The organism is Microvirga aerophila (assembly GCF_003332305.1).
GTDB lineage: Bacteria > Pseudomonadota > Alphaproteobacteria > Rhizobiales > Beijerinckiaceae > Microvirga > Microvirga aerophila.
The window spans coordinates 1-16330 of the sequence record NZ_QOIO01000013.1; the positions used below are offsets into that span (position 1 = coordinate 1).

A 16330-nucleotide genomic window follows, 5' to 3' on the forward strand; every position below is an offset into this window, starting at 1 on the left:
GCCTATGACAAGACGCTGTATCGGCAACGGCACAAGGTTGAGAACATGTTCGCCAAGCTCAAGGACTGGCGCCGGATTGCAACCCGCTATGACCGCTGCGCCCACACCTTCTTCTCGGCCATCTGCATCGCAGCGGCCGTCGCCTTCTACCTCAATTAACGAGTCCTGAGCCTAGGTCATCGATGAGGACCACGAGCTTCTTGATCCCAGCTTCCTTGAGGAGACTCTCAAACTCCTTCTGGAAAGCGCGGATGTGAGTGACCGCGGTTTCCTTCTCCTCCTCAGGGTCGTCGAGGAAACCCTTCGCTTCTTCGACCGTCTCCTTCAGCTTCTCAACGTCGACCAAGTCGCCTGGACTGGAAACAAGGTCCGAGAGCTTGCCGAGCACCTCGGTCACTTGGTCCGGACTGGGCAGTCCCGCGCCGAAATTCCAGGCCAATTGCGCGCCACGGCGAGCAACCTTCATCCAGCGGACGCGCTTCAGCAGCTTTGTTGCGCCCTTCTTGATCTTCGACCCGTAAGTTTCCGAGTCCCGTAGCTCCTCGACGATGGTTTCCAAAAGGGCCGTCTTGGCGTCGTCAAAGCCTTGGAACCGCCAGCCGTCGAAATGCAGGCACAGCACACCGGATTGCTTCTTGAGCTGTGCTTCAGCCATCCGAAGGACGCTCGACTTCCCAGCGCCCCAGTCGCCATGAACGCCAACGGTAAGAGCTTTATTTGGCGTGGCTTCGATGAGGCGCACCACCGTCTGTGCGATGGCCTCAAAGTAGAGCAGATCGACCACAGTCTCATGATCAGGCACGACCACGAGTGCGGCCTCCACGGCACCACTGCTCGACATGGGATCCCCCCGGATACGGCACAGACGTCGGCAGGTCGCCAAGCTATGCTCAAGATTCATGGTTTGTTCGGATTACCAGACGGGCGGCCCAATCAGGGCCGCCCGCTAGGTATTGCATTATACTAGGACTTTATGCCGCGTTCTCAAGTCCGATTTGCGGAAGGCGAACCTCAATTGCGGAAGAACATCGCCTCACACTTCAGCCACACTGGTCTCAACGCGGAACGCTTCGTCTCAGTTGTACTCCCTCAGGCCTGGCATTCAGTGCACCTGCCTATGTGCACTGCTGAACCCTCGGTCTGACCTCGTTGTGGTCGAGGTCCTGAGAGGATCTGACCCATCGCCAGCTCAATAAGGAGTTCAGTTAGATCGAGAGCGAGGTGACAAACTTTTCGCGCTGCGCTGCCACTTTACGGGCTGAGGTGCCAAACTCAGCCCGTCTTCACACTCAACAACCACGGTCGGCATACTCAGCTGCACCCGGTTGTCGATCCGCACGTATCGCACTTCAAGCATGTCCCATTCCGCACCAGCGTGAAGTTCGCGCATTCGGGGCAGGATTCGCCCACATAGCCCTTCATCTTGGCCTCGGCGCGCTTGTCCGCGATGGACGGGGCGGCGGGCGAGAAGGCGAGCTTGGACATTTCGGCTTCGCCGACCTGCTGCTCGGCCGGAGCGGACTGCGCGAGTTCGCCCTTGAGGGCGGTCGCCCCCATGGTGAGGCCGGTGGTGCCGGTGCGTTGTCCGCCGCCCGTGCTTCCGCCGCCGCCGGGGATCAGCATGAGGCGGTCGGAGTTGCCGCGGGTGAAGCCGCGGGACACGACGGCGGTGGCGGGGGCGGGCTCCGGGGCCTTCGACTGGGCTTCGCCCGAGCCGATGGTGGTGGGGCCGGCTTCCGACGGGTCCACATGGGCGAGGTCGTTGCGGGCGAGATAGGAGACCGCAAGCTCCCGGAACACGTAGTCGAGGATCGACGTCGCGCTCTTGATGCGCTCGTTGCCCTGGACGAAGCCCGCAGGTTCGAAGCGCGTGAAGGTGAAGGCCTCCACGTATTCCTCCAGCGGCACGCCGTATTGCAGGCCGAGCGAGATCGCGATGGCGAAGTTGTTCATCATCGCCCGGAAGGCCGCGCCTTCCTTGTGCATGTCGATGAAGATCTCGCCGAGGCGTCCGTCGTCGTACTCGCCGGTGCGCAGGTACACCTTGTGTCCGCCGACCACGGCCTTTTGGGTGTAGCCCTTGCGGCGGTCGGGCATCTTCTCCCGGTCGCGGATGGCGACGACGCGCTCCACGATCTTCTCGACGATCTTCTCCGACAGGTTCGCGGCTTTCGCGGCGGCGGGCAGGGCGGTGAGCGCTTCCACCGCGTCCTCCGCGTCGTCCTCCTCATCGGCGATGAGGGCGGAGTTGAGCGGCTGCGAGAGCTTGGAGCCGTCGCGGTAGAGGGCGTTGGCCTTCAGCGCCAGCTTCCACGAGAGCATGTAGGCGTTCTTGCAATCCTCGACGGTGGCGTCGTTGGGCATGTTGATGGTCTTGGAGATCGCCCCCGAGATGAAGGGCTGCGCCGCCGCCATCATGCGGATGTGGCTTTCCACCGAGAGATAGCGCTTGCCGATCTTGCCGCAGGGATTGGCGCAATCGAACACCGCGTAGTGCTCGGGCTTCAGGAACGGCGCGCCTTCCAGGGTCATCGCGCCGCAGATGTGGATGTTGGCGGCCTCGATGTCGGCCTTCGAGTAGCCGAGGAACTGCAGCAGGTCAAAGGACAGATCGCTGAGCTTTTCCGCCGGGACCTTCAGGGTGTTGACCAGGAAGTCCTCGCCCACGGTCCACTTGTTGAACACGAACTTGATGTCGAAGGCCGATTTCAGGCCTTTCTCAATCGAGTCGATCTTCTCGTCCGTGAAGCCCTTCGTGCGCAGGGAGCCCGGGTTGACGGCGGGAGCCTGCTTCATGGAGCCGTGGCCCACCGCATAGGCCTCGATCTCGGCGATCTCGGATTCGCGGTAGCCGAGGACGCGCAGGGCATCCGGCACGGCGCGGTTGATGATCTTCCAATAGCCGCCGCCCGCGAGCTTCTTGAACTTCACCAGGGCGAAGTCGGGCTCGATGCCGGTGGTGTCGCAATCCATCACGAGGCCAATGGTGCCGGTGGGCGCGATGACGGTGGCCTGCGCGTTGCGGTAGCCGTGCTGCTCGCCCAGCTCCAGCGCCTGGTCCCAGGCCCGCTTGGCGTGCGCCACGAGGCTCTGGTCGGGGCAGGAGGCGTGATCGAGCGGAACCGGGTTGTTGGACAGGCCCTCATAGCCTTCCGCCACACCGTGCGCCGCGCGGCGATGGTTGCGGATCACGCGCAGCATGTGCTTCGCGTTGGCCTTGTAGTTCGGGAACGGCCCGAGCTCGCCCGCCATCTCGGCGGAGGTCGCATAGGACACGCCGGTCATGATGGCCGTGAGAGCGCCGCCGAGCGCGCGGCCGGCATCGGAGTCGTAAGGCAGGCCCATGGTCATGAGCAGGCCGCCGATATTGGCGTAGCCGAGGCCGAGGGTGCGGTACTCGTAGGAGAGCTGCGCGATCTCCTTGGACGGGAACTGCGCCATCATGACGGAGATTTCGAGCACCACCGTCCAGAGGCGGCAGGCATGCTCGAAAGAGTCCGCGTCGAAGGTCTTGGTGGCGCGGTCATAGAACTGCAGCAGGTTGGCGGAAGCCAGGTTGCAGGCGGTGTCGTCCAGGAACATGTATTCCGAGCAGGGGTTCGACGCCCGGATGCGGCCACCGGCGGGGCTGGTGTGCCAGTCGTTCATGGTGGTGTTGAAGTGCAGGCCGGGATCCGCCGACGCCCAAGCGGCGTGGCCGATCTGCTCCCACAGGTCGCGGGCCTTCAGGGTCTTGAGAACCTTGCCGTCCTTGCGGGCCTTGAGGTGCCAGTCGGCATCGTTCTCCACCGCGCGCAAAAAGTCGTCGGTGAGCGAGACCGAGTTGTTGGAGTTCTGGCCGGAGACCGTGAGGTAGGCGTCCGAATCCCAATCGGTGTCGTAGATCGGGAAGTCGATATCCGTGTAGCCCTGACGCGCGAACTGGATGACGCGCTTGATGTAGTTGTCCGGGATCATGACCCGGCGGGCCATCTTGATCTCTTTCTTCAGGGCCGGGTTTTTCTCCGGATCGAAGCAGGCGTCGCCCTCGGCCTCGCAGTTCACGCAGGCCTTCATGATGGCCTTGAGGTGCTTGTTGCCGAGCTTGGAGCCGGTCACGAGCGCGGCGACCTTCTGCTCCTCCTTCACCTTCCAGTCGATGTAGGATTCGATATCCGGATGATCGACATCGACCACCACCATCTTGGCGGCGCGGCGCGTGGTGCCGCCCGACTTGATGGCGCCGGCGGCGCGGTCGCCGATCTTGAGGAACGACATGAGGCCGGACGAGCGGCCGCCGCCGGAGAGCTTTTCGCCCTCGCCGCGCAGCTTGGAGAAGTTGGAGCCGGTGCCGGAGCCGTACTTGAACAGGCGCGCCTCGCGGACCCACAGGTCCATGATGCCGCCCTCGTTCACCAGATCGTCCTCGACGCCCTGGATGAAGCAGGCATGGGGCTGCGGATGCTCGTAGGCGGACTTGGACTTGGTGAGCTTGCCGGTCTTGTAGTCCACGTAGAAGTGGCCCTGGCTCGGCCCGTCGATGCCGTAGGCCCAGTGTAGGCCGGTGTTGAACCATTGCGGCGAGTTCGGCGCGACCATCTGGTTGGCCAGCATGAAGCGCAGCTCGTCGAAGAACGCCTGCGCGTCTTCCTCGGACGAGAAATAGCCGCCCTTCCAGCCCCAATAGGTCCAGCAGCCGGCGAGCCGGTCGAAGACCTGCTTGGAGGTCATCTCGGAGCCGAAGCGCTGATCCTCGGGCAGCTCACCGAGCGCCGCGTCGTCGGGCACGGAGCGCCACAGCCAGGAGGGAACGTCGTTCTCCTCGACCTTCTTCAGGCGCGCGGGCACGCCCGCCTTGCGGAAATACTTCTGGGCCAGAACGTCGGAAGCCACCTGGCTCCAGGTCTCCGGCACTTCGATGTTCTCAAGCTTGAAGACCACCGACCCGTCCGGATTGCGGATCTCGCTGGTGGCGAGCCGGAAACCCAGAGAGGAGTAGGGCGACTGCCCTGACTTGGTGTAACGCCGCTCAATCCGCATCGGTCTATTCCTTTAACTCGGGACAACAAGCCCCCTGCCGCGATTGTTGCCTCGCAGCGCCCCAGCCCACATTGTTCGACACGCCTCGCGATCCGTTTCTTAAGATCGCCTACGCGACTCGTCCGAGTTTCGGCTGCCTCCTCGGACGCCATGAAGCCCGCGGCGCAATCTTGCCGCGTGGCTCAAACGCAAGTCCCTTGGAGGTACTCAACCGGCCTTTTCAAACCGGCCGCCGGTCTCGGATCGGCACCTGGCCAAGCTAGTCGCGTTGTAAGCCCTACGTCAAGAACTAGTGTCAGGCGGCGTTGTTCCGAACTAGATGTTGTGTGTGGCTGTGAGAATTGTGGATAACCACGACCCCTCCAGCTAAGCCTCGGAGACTCCTTTCAGAATCCATTTCGACTTTTTGCAGCGGCCAAGCTTGTCCGGCTAAGATTCGAGGCTTCGGTGCCACTAGTGGCTGACAAATTTGTCGAGCCGGCTCCAATCGGCGGAACTGGTCTTGACGTTGCGGCGGATGCGGAGTCGCACACGTGAAAGCGAGGAAAACATGGGAAAAACGTCCCCCTGACGCCTTACGCTGAGGCATGAGGGAATCAGACGGAATCACTTGCATCGCGAGACTGGACTTCGGACAGGCGGGAAGCCATATTCCGCGCAACTTTCGAGAACCCCCGCAGCGGCAGCATCGATGAAACAGTTTTTGACGCAGTTCTTCACTTGGTGGAACGGCCAGACCCTCGGCACCCGATTCTACACCTGGCGTCAGGGCCAGTTCGTCGGCTCCGACGAGTTCGGCAACAACTACTACCGGGCTCAAGGGCATCGCGTTGACCCGAATGTGGGTTCCGAGCGTCGCTGGGTCATCTACAATGGCGAGGCCGACGCCTCCAAGGTTCCGCCTGGCTGGCGCGCCTGGCTCACCCATAATGCGGAACTGGCTCCGAGCGAGGAGACCTATATACCGCATCCGTGGGAAAGGCCGTACGTTCCCAACACGACCGGGACAACCGAGGCCTATCGCCCATCCGGCTCGCAGTTGTCGGAAGGCCGTCGTCCGGCTGCGACTGGCGATTACGTGCCGTGGTCGCCAGGGGAGTGAGGCGCGAAGCGTCTCGCACGACTCCATGCTGAACAGACCGCAAAAGCGGACCTGCGTCGAATGCGGTCTGGCCTACGGACACCCCGATTTTACCTACCACGCAGGCCAGGTGCAGAACGGTCCCGCCTACTGGTCGGACCGGGGCCTCCTGTGTTCGCACACCTGCTCCGTGGCTCACTTCATCCGCCGGGAGAAGGACGGGACGCCCATGACGGAGCCGGCGCCAGATCCATTCGGAAGAAACCGGTCTTAAGAGCGATCGTTCAGGAAACGCGCGAGATCCTTCGCCGATGAAAGGCCGCGCGTGCGCCTGCAACTCGCCGGGGCACTAGACGTTCGAGGGAACCTGCTCCCTGTGGTCGATCCAGCCCTGCCATGGGATCAGCGACCAGCCTTCGGGTGGAAATAGGATTGAAACCGGACCGCGCCGTCGGCGAACAGGCCGAAGGCTTGGATGACCTGCCCTTGATCAAGCTCGATGCCGCGCGCGACGCCAGCGCCTTTCAGAACGGCTCCGCGTTCGTCGGGCTCCGGATGCCGGTGGGAGCCGCCGTCCCCCAGCCGGCAGTTCTGGCACCGGATGGGGCCGAGGATCTGAGCGCCCCGACCGATCCGGTTCGATGAGGAAAGGGATCCGCCACCTAGAAGCCGTGCCTCGTCGCCGATCTCGATTCGCGAACCGGCCTCTGCCTTGACGGTAAACCCGCCTTCCTCCCCGATCTCGACGCCCGATCCCACCATCACGTCTGCGCCCGAAGCGACGATCCGCACGCCCGGGAACAGGATGGTTCCGGCTCCGATGCTCAAGCGTCCGCCATTCGAGGCTTCAAGGATGACGTTAGGCCACAGGATCACGTCCTCAGCCAGGGCCACTCCGGGCGAGATGAGAACCGAGGCGGGATCCGGCATCCTGATGCTTCCGCCCGCCAGGATCAAAGTCTCCTCGATGCTGAGGAACCCCATGGCCCGGCGCATGGAATCGATCTTGGACAGGGCTTCCGTCATGAACGTCCTCGCATGGCGCAGGCCACCAGGAGAGCGCATTTTTATCACCCGTGAAAGGCTACGCTTGTTCGTCTTGCCCTTTTTCCAACATGGTTCGCGTGTTATCGCGTTGCCAGGACGCGAAGACGGCCATGTCTGGCCAAACCGATAGGGCGTGGACGAGCGATATGAATTTCGGATGGACACGAGCCGCCTTGGTGCTAGCATCTTTCATCGGCGGCGTTGGAGCGGCTCAGGCGGACAGGATCAAGAATCCCACCGCGGTCTTTTCAGGCCTCGACAAGATCACCGGCCGCATCGTGTCGTTCGAGGTCGCGGTGGATGAAACCGTCCAGTTCGGCGCCCTTCAGATGCGCGCGCGCGTCTGCTTCACCAAGCCGGCGACGGAAAGCCCGAACACGACGTCGTTCGTGGAGGTCGAGGAGGTCGGTCAGCAGGGCAAGAACAACCGGGTTTTCTCCGGTTGGATGTTTGCCGCAAGCCCTGGCCTGCACGGGCTCGAGCACCCGGTCTACGATATCTGGCTGGTGGACTGCAAAGGCGGCACGGAGGTCATCGCCGAACCCAAGGAAGTGATCGAGGAGCCGCCTCCGGTGCAGGATGCAGCCCAGCGTCCGGGAGGCCCTGCGCAGCCGGGCAGCATCATCAGCCCCACGGGGGCTCAGGCCGCGCCGCCGCCGCCTCCGATCGAAACCGCGCCCCTTCAGCAGCAGCCAGCGCGCCGCGCCGCTCCCCAGAGGCAGACGGCGCCGATCATCAACAACGACCGCACCAACGATCGATAGCGGCGGCCGTTCGCGGCTGAGCGCCGAAGGGCTCTAGGCTGTGGCTGGTGTAAGGGCGGCCATTACCTGCTCGCCTGTCACCGTGGTTTCCCGCGGCCAGACATACCAGTCGCCTTCATGGTCCATGGAGGCTCTCAGCATCTGCTTGTAGTTCCGCCTGGAAACCTCGATCGCGCCGAACTGGGCCAGGTGAGGGGTCACGAACTGCGTGTCGAGAAGCGTAAAACCGCCGCGACGCAGGCGCGCCACGAGATGAACCAGGGCGACCTTCGAGGCGTCGCGCTCGGTATGGAACATGCTCTCGCCGAAGAACGCGCCCCGCAGGCGCACGCCATAGAGCCCGCCGACCAGACGCCCGCCCTGATAGACTTCGACCGTATGGCAGTAACCGGCGTCGAAGAGCTGACCGTAGAGGGTCTTGATCCGGCGGCTGATCCAGGTTTTCTCGCGGTCGAAGCCGGGCATGGCGCACCCGGCGATCACGCCGTCGAAATCCTCGTCTACCCGAACCTCGAAAAGGTCGGAGCGCACCGTGCGCGCGAGGCGCTTCCCCACATGGAAGCTGTCGAGAGGAATGATGCCCCTCTCGCGCGGCTCGACCCAGAACAAGGACGGATCATTCGCATCTTCCGCCATGGGAAAGATGCCGGCAGCATAGGCCTTGAGCAGGATCTCAGGCGTGATGTCGATCTGGTCTGCCCTCATTCCCCTATAGGTAGCACGGCTTTAAGCTTCCTCAATGCCACCCGTCTTCAGGAAATTCTCGAGCCAGTGAATGTCGTACTGGCCGTTCTGAATCTCCGGGTTGCGCACGAGGGTGCGGAACAGGGGCAGGGTGGTCTCGATCCCGTCCACGACGAACTCGTCGAGGGCCCGGCGCAGGCGCATGAGGCACTCGTTGCGGGTCCGTCCGTGCACGATAAGCTTTGCGACGAGCGAGTCGTAATGGGGTGGGATGCGGTAGCCCTGGTAGGCGGCCGAATCCACCCGCACTCCGAGGCCGCCCGGGGGATGGAAGTAGCTGATCGTGCCGGGGGATGGGCGGAAGGTGGAGGGATGCTCCGCATTCACGCGGCACTCAATGGCATGCCCGTCGATCTTGATGTCGCTCTGCTGCACGGAGAGCGGCGCGCCCGCTGCGACGCGGATCTGCTCGTTCACCAGGTCGATGCCGGTGATCATCTCGGTCACCGGATGCTCCACCTGGATGCGGGTGTTCATCTCGATGAAGTAGAACTCGCCGTCCTCGTAGAGGAACTCGATGGTGCCGGCGCCGGCATATTGCAGCTCCTGCATGGCCCTGGCGACGACCCCGCCGATCCGCTCGCGCATCTCGACGTTGAGGGCGGGCGAGGGGCCTTCTTCCCAGACCTTCTGGTGGCGGCGCTGGAGCGAGCAGTCACGCTCGCCGAGATGGATGGCGTTGCCCTTGCCGTCGCCCAGGACCTGGATCTCGATATGCCGGGGCTTCTCGAGGTACTTCTCGATATAGACGGCGTCGTCGCCGAAGGCGGCCTTGGCCTCCGTCCGGGCGGTCTGGAGCGCGTGGACGAGGTCGTCCTCCGTGCGCGCCACCTTCATGCCGCGTCCGCCGCCGCCGGCAGCGGCCTTGATGATGACCGGGTAGCCGATGTCGCGGGCGATGCGCTTGGCTTCGCCCTCGTCAGTCACGCCGCCCTCCGAACCCGGAACGCAAGGGATGCCGAGGCGCTTTGCGGTGCGCTTCGCCTCGATCTTGTCGCCCATGATGCGGATATGCTCGGCCTTGGGGCCGATGAACGCGATGCGGTGATGCTCGAGGACTTCAGCGAAGCGGGCGTTTTCTGACAGGAAGCCGTAGCCCGGATGAATCGCATCCGCGCCGGTGATCTCGCAGGCGGCGATGAGGGCCGGGATGTTGAGATAGCTGTCGCGGGCGGCAGGTGGGCCGATGCAGACGCTCTCGTCAGCGAGGCGCACGTGCATGGCGTCCGCGTCGGCGGTCGAATGCACCGCGACGGTGGCGATCCCGAGCTCCTTGGCGGCGCGCAGGATGCGAAGGGCGATCTCGCCTCGGTTGGCGATGAGGATCTTGTCGAACATCGCGATCACTCGATGACAAGCAAGGGTTCGCCGTACTCGACCGGCGTTCCGTCCTCGACAAAGATGGCCGTTACGGTTCCAGCGCGGGGAGCCACGATCTCGTTGAAGGTCTTCATGGCCTCGACCAGCAGCACCTTTTCGCCGGCCTGAACCTTGGAGCCGATCTCCACGAAGGATTTCGCGTCCGGCGACGGCTTGCGGTAAGCGGTGCCCACCATCGGCGACAGAACCGTGCCGGGATGGGTTCCGGCAGCCTTCGCGCCGGCTGCGGCCTCCGAGACCGCCGGCGGCGGCGCAACGACAGGGGCGGGGGCTGCGGCGGCAGGGGCCGAAACGGGAACCGTCACGGTCGCCGTTACGGTCCGGGCGACGCGGATGCGAAGGTCGCCTTTCTCCACTTCGATCTCCGTGAGATCGGTGTCGGCGATCAGGGTCGCCAGCTCACGCACGAGATCGGGATCGAAAGGGGTATCCTTGGCCATGGGGCTCACCTCTTATTCTTGAGGAACTAGTGTTTGGAGGGATTCGTTTGCTTTGCCCGCTCGACCATCGCGCGATGGACCGCATCCAGGCCGAGAAGGTAGCTCATGGGCCCGAAACCACAGATCACGCCGAGGGACACGGGGGCAATGAGCGAGCGATGACGAAAGCCCTCGCGGGAATGAACATTCGATAGATGCACCTCGACCGTCGGGACGCCGCTTCCGGCGATAGCGTCCCTGAGAGCAATCGAGGTGTGGGTATAGGCGCCGGCATTCATGACGACGCCCGCCCCTTGAGCTCCTGCCTCCTGAATCCAGTCGACCAGATGTCCTTCGTGGTTCGACTGGCGGAAGGTGATGGCCGCGCCCATGCTTCCTGCCTTCTCGCGCACGAGCCGTTCGATCTCGACAAGCGTGGTGCTGCCGTAGACCGTGGATTCTCGCTGCCCGAGCAGGTTGAGGTTCGGTCCGTTGAGGACGTGGACGGTGATCATTGCGAAAGGAGCGTTCCGGAAAGCTCCGTGGAAACGGAGCCGAAAGGCCCTCTTAGCCAAAAGGCGACCGGACGGAAAGGGGAAAACCAAGGCTTTCCAAAGCCGGGCTTCCCGCTGCCGTTAGGTGAGGGCCTTCAAACGTGCCGGTTGCGGCCCGTAAAACGCTTCGTTTCAGGCGACGGGCGCCGTACCGATCAGGGCTGTCAGCAGCTTGCCTTACCGCATTGGCGGACATTGGCGACGACCTGCTTCAGGGGCTCAACGCCCACTGCCCCGGGGATGATCTCGTCGCCGATGATGAAGGCCGGAGTGCCGGTCAGGCCGAGCTTGTCGCCGAGCCCCATGTTTTCCTGGAGGGCGCCTCGCACCTCCGGGCTCTCCATGTCCTTCTGGAGGCGGGCCACGTCGAGGCCCAGCTCCTTGGCGACCGCAAGGGCGCGCTCGCCGTTGACCCGACCGCGGCTATCCATGACCTTCATGTGGTAGTCGAAGAGCTTTTCGCCCTGAAGCTGCTTCCTGGCGGCGAGCGCCACCCGGCTCGCCTCGACGGAATCCGGCCCGAGAACCGGGAAGTCCTTGAGGACCACGCGCAGCTTGGAATCGCTTTTGACCAGGGACTGCACATCGGCCAAAGCCTTCTTGCAGTACCCGCAATTGTAGTCGAAGAACTCCACCAGGGTGACGTCGCCGGACGGGTTGCCGGCCACATAGGAGTGGGGCGCGTTGAGCAGGGTCTGCCGCGTCTCCTTGAGGGCCCCGGACTGGGCGACGCGCTGCGCTTCCGCCTGGCGTTTCTCGAGCTCTGCGATGACTTCCGTCAGAACCTCGGGATTCTTCAACAGGTAGTCCTTCACGACCTCGCCGATGGCTTGGCGCTGCTGATCGTTGAAGACCGGGCTCTGCGCGATGGCCGCTGGGGCGAACACAAGAGCGCCCATGAGGGCCGCGGCCTGACAGGATTTGAGAAACGAAAAACGCATGTGGGTCCTTTATGAAACTTGGGACGGGGGCTTCCCGGCCTCCGGGAGGCAGCTCTGTCCGAGCGCCTCTCGCGTCCTGTCGATGTCGTGGAGCTTGGCTGCCCACGATCCTAGCATGTCCGGGGCGAGTTAGCGAAATTGCCGGGCAGGCGTCAATTCACGGGTTCGTTGGCGTCGGTAAGGTTCTTGAGGCGAGGCCCGCGAGAGGCTACGAGCCCTGCCATGACAAAATCATCCTCCAGCCTCCCTCTTCCCGCCGTCGCCCGCCGCATGGACCGGGTCTCGTCCTTCTTGGCCATGGATGTGTTGAGCGCCGCCGCGGCAAAAGAAAGGCGCGGCGACAGCGTCGTCCATATGGAGGTGGGCCAGCCTTCGGCGCCCGCGCCCCGCGCTGCCCGCGAGGCCGCGAAGGCGGCCATCGAGACGGGGCGCATTGGCTATACGGAAGCGCTTGGCACCGCAGCCCTCAGGGAGCGCATCGCCTGGCACTACCGCGACGTCTATGGGGTAAGCCTCGCACCGGAGCGGGTCGTCGTCACCACAGGCTCTTCGGCCGGCTTTGTCCTGGCCTTTTTAAGCCTGTTCGATCCAGGCCAGCGCGTCGCCATCACGGCTCCGGGTTACCCGGCCTATCGCAATATTCTGGAGGCGCTCGATCTCGAGCCGGTCGTAATTCCGCTTACCAAGGCGGATGGCTGGATCATGACCGCGCAGGCCGTCGAGAAGGCGCATGCGGAAAAGCCGCTTCACGGTATCCTGGCCATGAGCCCGGCGAACCCATCCGGGACGATGATCGGCCGACAGGTGCTGGCCGCTCTCGGGGCAACCTGCCGCCGTCTCGGCCTGTGGTTCATCTCGGACGAGATCTATCACGGGCTCACCTACGGGGAGGCGGCCTCGACCGCTTTGACGTCCGACGACGACGCGGTCGTGATCAACTCGTTCTCCAAATACTACTGCATGACCGGCTGGCGGATCGGCTGGATCGTGGTGCCGGAGCGGCTGGTGCGGCCCATCGAGCGCTTGGCCCAGAACCTCTACATCTCGCCGCCCTACCTGTCTCAGGTGGCCGCGCTGGCGGCCTTCGACGCCGCCGAGGAGCTGGAGGCCGTCAAGGAAGGCTACGCCCGCAACCGGGCCTATCTCCTCGAGGAACTGCCGCGTCTCGGCATTACCGAGATGCACCCGGTCGATGGGGCGTTCTACATCTATGCGGACATTTCCAGGTTCACCAATGACTCCATCGGCTTCACCAAGAGGATGCTGGAGGAAGCGGGGGTGGCCGCGACGCCTGGGCTTGATTTCGACCCTGTCGAAGGCTCGCATTACCTACGCCTGTCCTTCGCGGGCTCCGAAAACGATTGTCGCGAGGCGGTTGCCCGCCTCGCGACTTGGTTGAAATAGATTTTATCGAGCTGGGGTAACGCCTTACGGGGCGTTCCTCACGATCCGCTCAAAACGGACTTGGCCTTGGACCACCAGCCGGCGCGCTTGGGACGATCCGGGTCCGGCGGCGTCAGCACGACGGCGACGGGCTCCGGCTCGGGCAAGGCGGGTTCCGAAACTTCTGCAACGTTCTCCGCCACAGGTTCAGGAACTGACGGCATGGCGATGATGCTCTCCTGAGTCGCCTCCGGCGCTGCGGCCGATGCGGGCTCTTCGGCTGCCATGACGGCGGCTACTTCGCGCTGAGCGGGGAAGTCCTCATCGTTTGCGAGTTCGACACCGCCGAGCTCGGCGGCCTCTTCGCGACCCCGGCCACGGCCGCCCCGGCGACCCCGGCGGCGACGGCGCGCTTGGCGCTCCTCGGCTTCGGCATCGCCTGCTTCGGGCGCCTCAGCGGATGCGACCACGGCCTCGGCGTCCTCGCCTTCCTCCTCGTCCTCATCCGACATTTCGGCAGCGTCGCCCTCCTGAGCCTCCCGGGTCTCTCCGGCAAAGCCCTCGCGATCACGGCCACGGCGGCGGCGGCGGCGGCGGCGGCGGCGGCCGTTTCCTTCGCTTTCCTCGCCCTGCTCCTCACGGGCGCCGGCTTCCTCGACAACCTCGGTCTCTTCTTCGTCCGTGTCGATGTCGATCTCGACATCCGCTTCGTCGGGCTCGTCGACCGGCACGATGGCGTCGATCTGGATGCCGGTCGCAGCCGATTTATGCTCCAGCCGGAGGGCTGGCTCGCCACGGTCGATGATGTAGGTGGTGGTGCCGGTCAGGCTCTCGTCCGCCACGATCGAGATCGCAACGCCGAAGCGGGTCTCCAGGTCGCGCAGGTGGATGCGCTTCTGGTTGAGGATGTAGAAGGCCGCCTCCATCCGGGTCCGGACGACGAGGTTGTAGCCCGCGTTTTTGATGAGCGTCTCCTCGATCGAGCGCAGCACGTGCAGGGCGACGGACGGCGTCGAGCGCACGAAGCCGGTGCCGGCGCAATGGGCGCAAGGCACGGAGGAGGATTCGAGCACGCCAGTGCGGATGCGCTGACGCGACATCTCCAGGAGGCCGAAGGGCGAGATGCGGCCGACCTGGATGCGGGCGCGGTCGTTCTTCAGGCACTCGCTCAGCTTCTTCTCGACGGCGCGGTTGTTCCGCTTCTCCTCCATGTCGATGAAGTCGATGACGATCAGGCCGGCCAGATCGCGCAGGCGGAGCTGCCGGGCGATTTCCTCGGCGGCTTCGAGATTGGTGCGGAGCGCCGTATCCTCGATGTTGTGCTCGCGGGTCGAGCGGCCCGAGTTCACGTCGATGGAAACCAGGGCTTCGGTCGGGTTGATGACCAAATAGCCGCCGGACTTCAGGGTGACGTGACTCGAGAACATGGCGTCGAGCTGAGCCTCGACCCCGTATTTGGCGAAAAGCGGTTGGGGATCGCGGTAGGGCTGAACGATCTTCGCATGGCTCGGCATGAGCATGCGCATGAAGTCCTTGGCCTCGCGGTAGCCGTCCTCGCCGGACACGAGGATATCGTCGATGTCCTTGTTGTAGAGGTCGCGGATAGCCCGCTTGATCAGCGAGCCTTCCTCATACACGAGGGCAGGGGCCGCCGAGTTGAGGGTGAGCTCGCGCACGCTCTCCCAGAGACGCATGAGGTATTCGTAGTCGCGCTTGATCTCCGGCTTGGTGCGGGAGGCGCCCGCCGTGCGCAGGATGATGCCCATCCCTTCCGGAACCTCGAGCTCCTGCGCGATTTCCTTGAGGCGCTTGCGATCAGCCGTATTGGTGATCTTGCGGGAAATGCCGCCGCCCCGGCCCGTATTGGGCATGAGAACGGAATAGCGGCCAGCAAGCGACAGGTAGGTCGTGAGAGCAGCGCCCTTGTTGCCGCGCTCTTCCTTGACCACCTGGACGAGAAGGACCTGCCGGCGCTTGATCACTTCCTGGATCTTGTACTGCTTGCGCGGCAGGCGAGGGCGCTGCGGGATATCCTCGAGGGCGTCACCGCCGAGCTGCTCGACGGTTTCCTCGTGGTCGTCCTCGCCCTCGTGATCCTCGCCTTCCTCCTCGTCTTCGTCTTCGTCTTCTTCGTCCTCATCGTCATGGTCTTCGCCGCCATGATCGTCTTCGTCATGCTCCTCGTCGGCGTCATCCGCCTTCGCGGCGTCGGACTCGGCGGCTTCGGTTTCCGCATTCGAGGGCTCGCCCTCGTTCGCGGGCTCGGAAGCTTGAGCCTCAACGGGCTCAGGAGCAGCCTCGATCACCGCAGCGTCGGAGGCTTCGACCTCGCCCTGCTCTGCAGGCGCGTTGCTCTGTGCGTCCCCATCGAGAGCCGGAGCGGCCTCCTGGGGAAAGGCTTCCTGGGAAGGGGCTTCCTCGGACGAGGCGCCGTCCTCGCTGATAGCGATGACTTCGGCGGAGGAGACCGTCTCATCGGTCTGATGCCGCCTCGGCGCAGAGCGGCGGCGGCGCTTGCGGCGGCGCTCTTCCTCGCGCTCCTCTTCACGCTGAGCCTCGACCTCGGCTTCGAGCAGGGCCTGACGGTCCGCAACCGGGATCTGATAGTAATCCGGATGGATCTCGCTGAAGGCCAGGAAGCCATGGCGGTTCCCGCCATACTCCACGAACGCCGCCTGGAGGGAGGGTTCGACTCGCGTGACCTTCGCGAGGTAAATATTTCCGCGTAACTGCTTCCGGTTAGCGGACTCGAAGTCGAATTCCTCGACTTTTTGACCACGTACCGTCACGACCCGGGTTTCTTCCGGGTGTGAGGTATCGATGAGCATCTTGTTTGCCATGTTGAACTCTCGACATGGCGATCGAGGGCAGGACCTGAGGCAGAAGCCGCATGGAGGGCGGGCAGCCGCGCCGCATGATTGGGCGGCGGGCTGAACTTGCGTTCGGAGTGCTGACGATCGCCATAGCGCGCCTCACTGGGGCGCATGCTGGGTTAAAC

General features: G+C 63.9%; 13 protein-coding genes. 4 read left to right on the forward strand and 9 right to left on the reverse strand.

Annotated features, from left to right (window positions below; all coding sequences use genetic code 11):
- Positions 1–159, forward strand: a 159-nt coding sequence (locus tag DRB19_RS09035; RefSeq protein ID WP_162815631.1) for a transposase, incomplete at its 5' end; no start/stop codon positions are given.
- On the opposite strand, the gene DRB19_RS09040 is transcribed toward DRB19_RS09035, so the two are convergent.
- A complete protein-coding gene (locus tag DRB19_RS09040; RefSeq protein WP_162815632.1) occupies positions 152–841 on the reverse strand; it encodes a KAP family P-loop NTPase fold protein in 690 nt (229 codons plus the stop codon). The two genes, DRB19_RS09035 and DRB19_RS09040, sit on opposite strands and share 8 nt — an antisense overlap.
- Positions 842–1311: 470 nt before the next feature.
- Positions 1312–5019, reverse strand: a complete 3708-nt coding sequence (locus tag DRB19_RS09045) for a vitamin B12-dependent ribonucleotide reductase (RefSeq protein WP_114185718.1) — start codon at positions 5017–5019, stop codon at positions 1312–1314.
- 691 nt (positions 5020–5710) lie between these two features.
- Here DRB19_RS09045 and DRB19_RS09050 point away from each other — a divergent pair.
- On the forward strand, positions 5711–6121 hold the full coding sequence (locus DRB19_RS09050; RefSeq protein ID WP_114185719.1) for an NADH:ubiquinone oxidoreductase subunit NDUFA12: 411 nt from the start codon (positions 5711–5713) through the stop codon (positions 6119–6121).
- Positions 6122–6502: 381 nt separating this feature from the next.
- Here the strand turns inward: DRB19_RS09050 and DRB19_RS09060 are convergent, their stop codons facing one another.
- Positions 6503–7126, reverse strand: a complete 624-nt coding sequence (locus DRB19_RS09060; RefSeq protein ID WP_114185721.1) for a hypothetical protein — start codon at positions 7124–7126, stop codon at positions 6503–6505.
- Positions 7127–7293: 167 nt separating this feature from the next.
- Between DRB19_RS09060 and DRB19_RS09065 the strand changes: the two genes are divergently transcribed.
- Positions 7294–7911, forward strand: a complete 618-nt coding sequence (locus DRB19_RS09065; protein ID WP_114185722.1) for a DUF2155 domain-containing protein — start codon at positions 7294–7296, stop codon at positions 7909–7911.
- A gap of 33 nt (positions 7912–7944) precedes the next feature.
- On the opposite strand, the gene aat is transcribed toward DRB19_RS09065, so the two are convergent.
- The 5 genes from aat to DRB19_RS09090 all read right to left on the reverse strand — a co-directional run bounded on the left by aat (position 7945) and on the right by DRB19_RS09090 (position 11949).
- Positions 7945–8616: a leucyl/phenylalanyl-tRNA--protein transferase gene (gene aat, locus DRB19_RS09070; protein WP_114185723.1), complete on the reverse strand. Its 672-nt coding sequence runs from the start codon at positions 8614–8616 to the stop codon at positions 7945–7947.
- 21 nt (positions 8617–8637) lie between these two features.
- Positions 8638–9993, reverse strand: a complete 1356-nt coding sequence (gene accC, locus DRB19_RS09075; protein WP_114185724.1) for an acetyl-CoA carboxylase biotin carboxylase subunit — start codon at positions 9991–9993, stop codon at positions 8638–8640.
- Between the two features lie 5 nt (positions 9994–9998).
- A complete protein-coding gene (gene accB, locus DRB19_RS09080; RefSeq protein ID WP_114185725.1) occupies positions 9999–10475 on the reverse strand; it encodes an acetyl-CoA carboxylase biotin carboxyl carrier protein in 477 nt (158 codons plus the stop codon).
- 26 nt (positions 10476–10501) lie between these two features.
- On the reverse strand, positions 10502–10969 hold the full coding sequence (aroQ, locus tag DRB19_RS09085; RefSeq protein ID WP_114185726.1) for a type II 3-dehydroquinate dehydratase: 468 nt from the start codon (positions 10967–10969) through the stop codon (positions 10502–10504).
- A 203-nt stretch (positions 10970–11172) separates the two neighbouring features.
- A complete protein-coding gene (locus DRB19_RS09090; RefSeq protein ID WP_114185727.1) occupies positions 11173–11949 on the reverse strand; it encodes a DsbA family protein in 777 nt (258 codons plus the stop codon).
- Between the two features lie 222 nt (positions 11950–12171).
- Here DRB19_RS09090 and DRB19_RS09095 point away from each other — a divergent pair, with 222 nt between their 5' ends.
- The gene (locus DRB19_RS09095) at positions 12172–13353 is read left to right on the forward strand and encodes a pyridoxal phosphate-dependent aminotransferase (protein WP_114185728.1); all 1182 of its coding nucleotides are present in this window, start codon (positions 12172–12174) and stop codon (positions 13351–13353) included.
- Between the two features lie 38 nt (positions 13354–13391).
- Here DRB19_RS09095 and DRB19_RS09100 read toward each other — a convergent pair whose 3' ends face one another.
- The gene (locus DRB19_RS09100; protein ID WP_114185729.1) at positions 13392–16172 is read right to left on the reverse strand and encodes an Rne/Rng family ribonuclease; all 2781 of its coding nucleotides are present in this window, start codon (positions 16170–16172) and stop codon (positions 13392–13394) included.
- Positions 16173–16330: the final 158 nt, after the last annotated feature.

Excerpts from the sequence above, each read along its gene's own strand:
- DRB19_RS09040 (WP_162815632.1), bottom strand. The coding sequence starts at position 841 with ATGTCGAGCAGTGGTGCCGTGGAGGCCGCACTCGTGGTCGTGCCTGAT.
- DRB19_RS09045 (WP_114185718.1), bottom strand. The coding sequence starts at position 5,019 with ATGCGGATTGAGCGGCGTTACACCAAGTCAGGGCAGTCGCCCTACTCC.
- DRB19_RS09050 (WP_114185719.1), top strand. The coding sequence starts at position 5,711 with ATGAAACAGTTTTTGACGCAGTTCTTCACTTGGTGGAACGGCCAGACC.
- DRB19_RS09060 (WP_114185721.1), bottom strand. The coding sequence starts at position 7,126 with ATGACGGAAGCCCTGTCCAAGATCGATTCCATGCGCCGGGCCATGGGG.
- DRB19_RS09065 (WP_114185722.1), top strand. The coding sequence starts at position 7,294 with ATGAATTTCGGATGGACACGAGCCGCCTTGGTGCTAGCATCTTTCATC.
- aat (WP_114185723.1), bottom strand. The coding sequence starts at position 8,616 with ATGAGGGCAGACCAGATCGACATCACGCCTGAGATCCTGCTCAAGGCC.
- accC (WP_114185724.1), bottom strand. The coding sequence starts at position 9,993 with ATGTTCGACAAGATCCTCATCGCCAACCGAGGCGAGATCGCCCTTCGC.
- accB (WP_114185725.1), bottom strand. The coding sequence starts at position 10,475 with ATGGCCAAGGATACCCCTTTCGATCCCGATCTCGTGCGTGAGCTGGCG.
- aroQ (WP_114185726.1), bottom strand. The coding sequence starts at position 10,969 with ATGATCACCGTCCACGTCCTCAACGGACCGAACCTCAACCTGCTCGGG.
- DRB19_RS09090 (WP_114185727.1), bottom strand. The coding sequence starts at position 11,949 with ATGCGTTTTTCGTTTCTCAAATCCTGTCAGGCCGCGGCCCTCATGGGC.
- DRB19_RS09095 (WP_114185728.1), top strand. The coding sequence starts at position 12,172 with ATGACAAAATCATCCTCCAGCCTCCCTCTTCCCGCCGTCGCCCGCCGC.
- DRB19_RS09100 (WP_114185729.1), bottom strand. The coding sequence starts at position 16,172 with ATGGCAAACAAGATGCTCATCGATACCTCACACCCGGAAGAAACCCGG.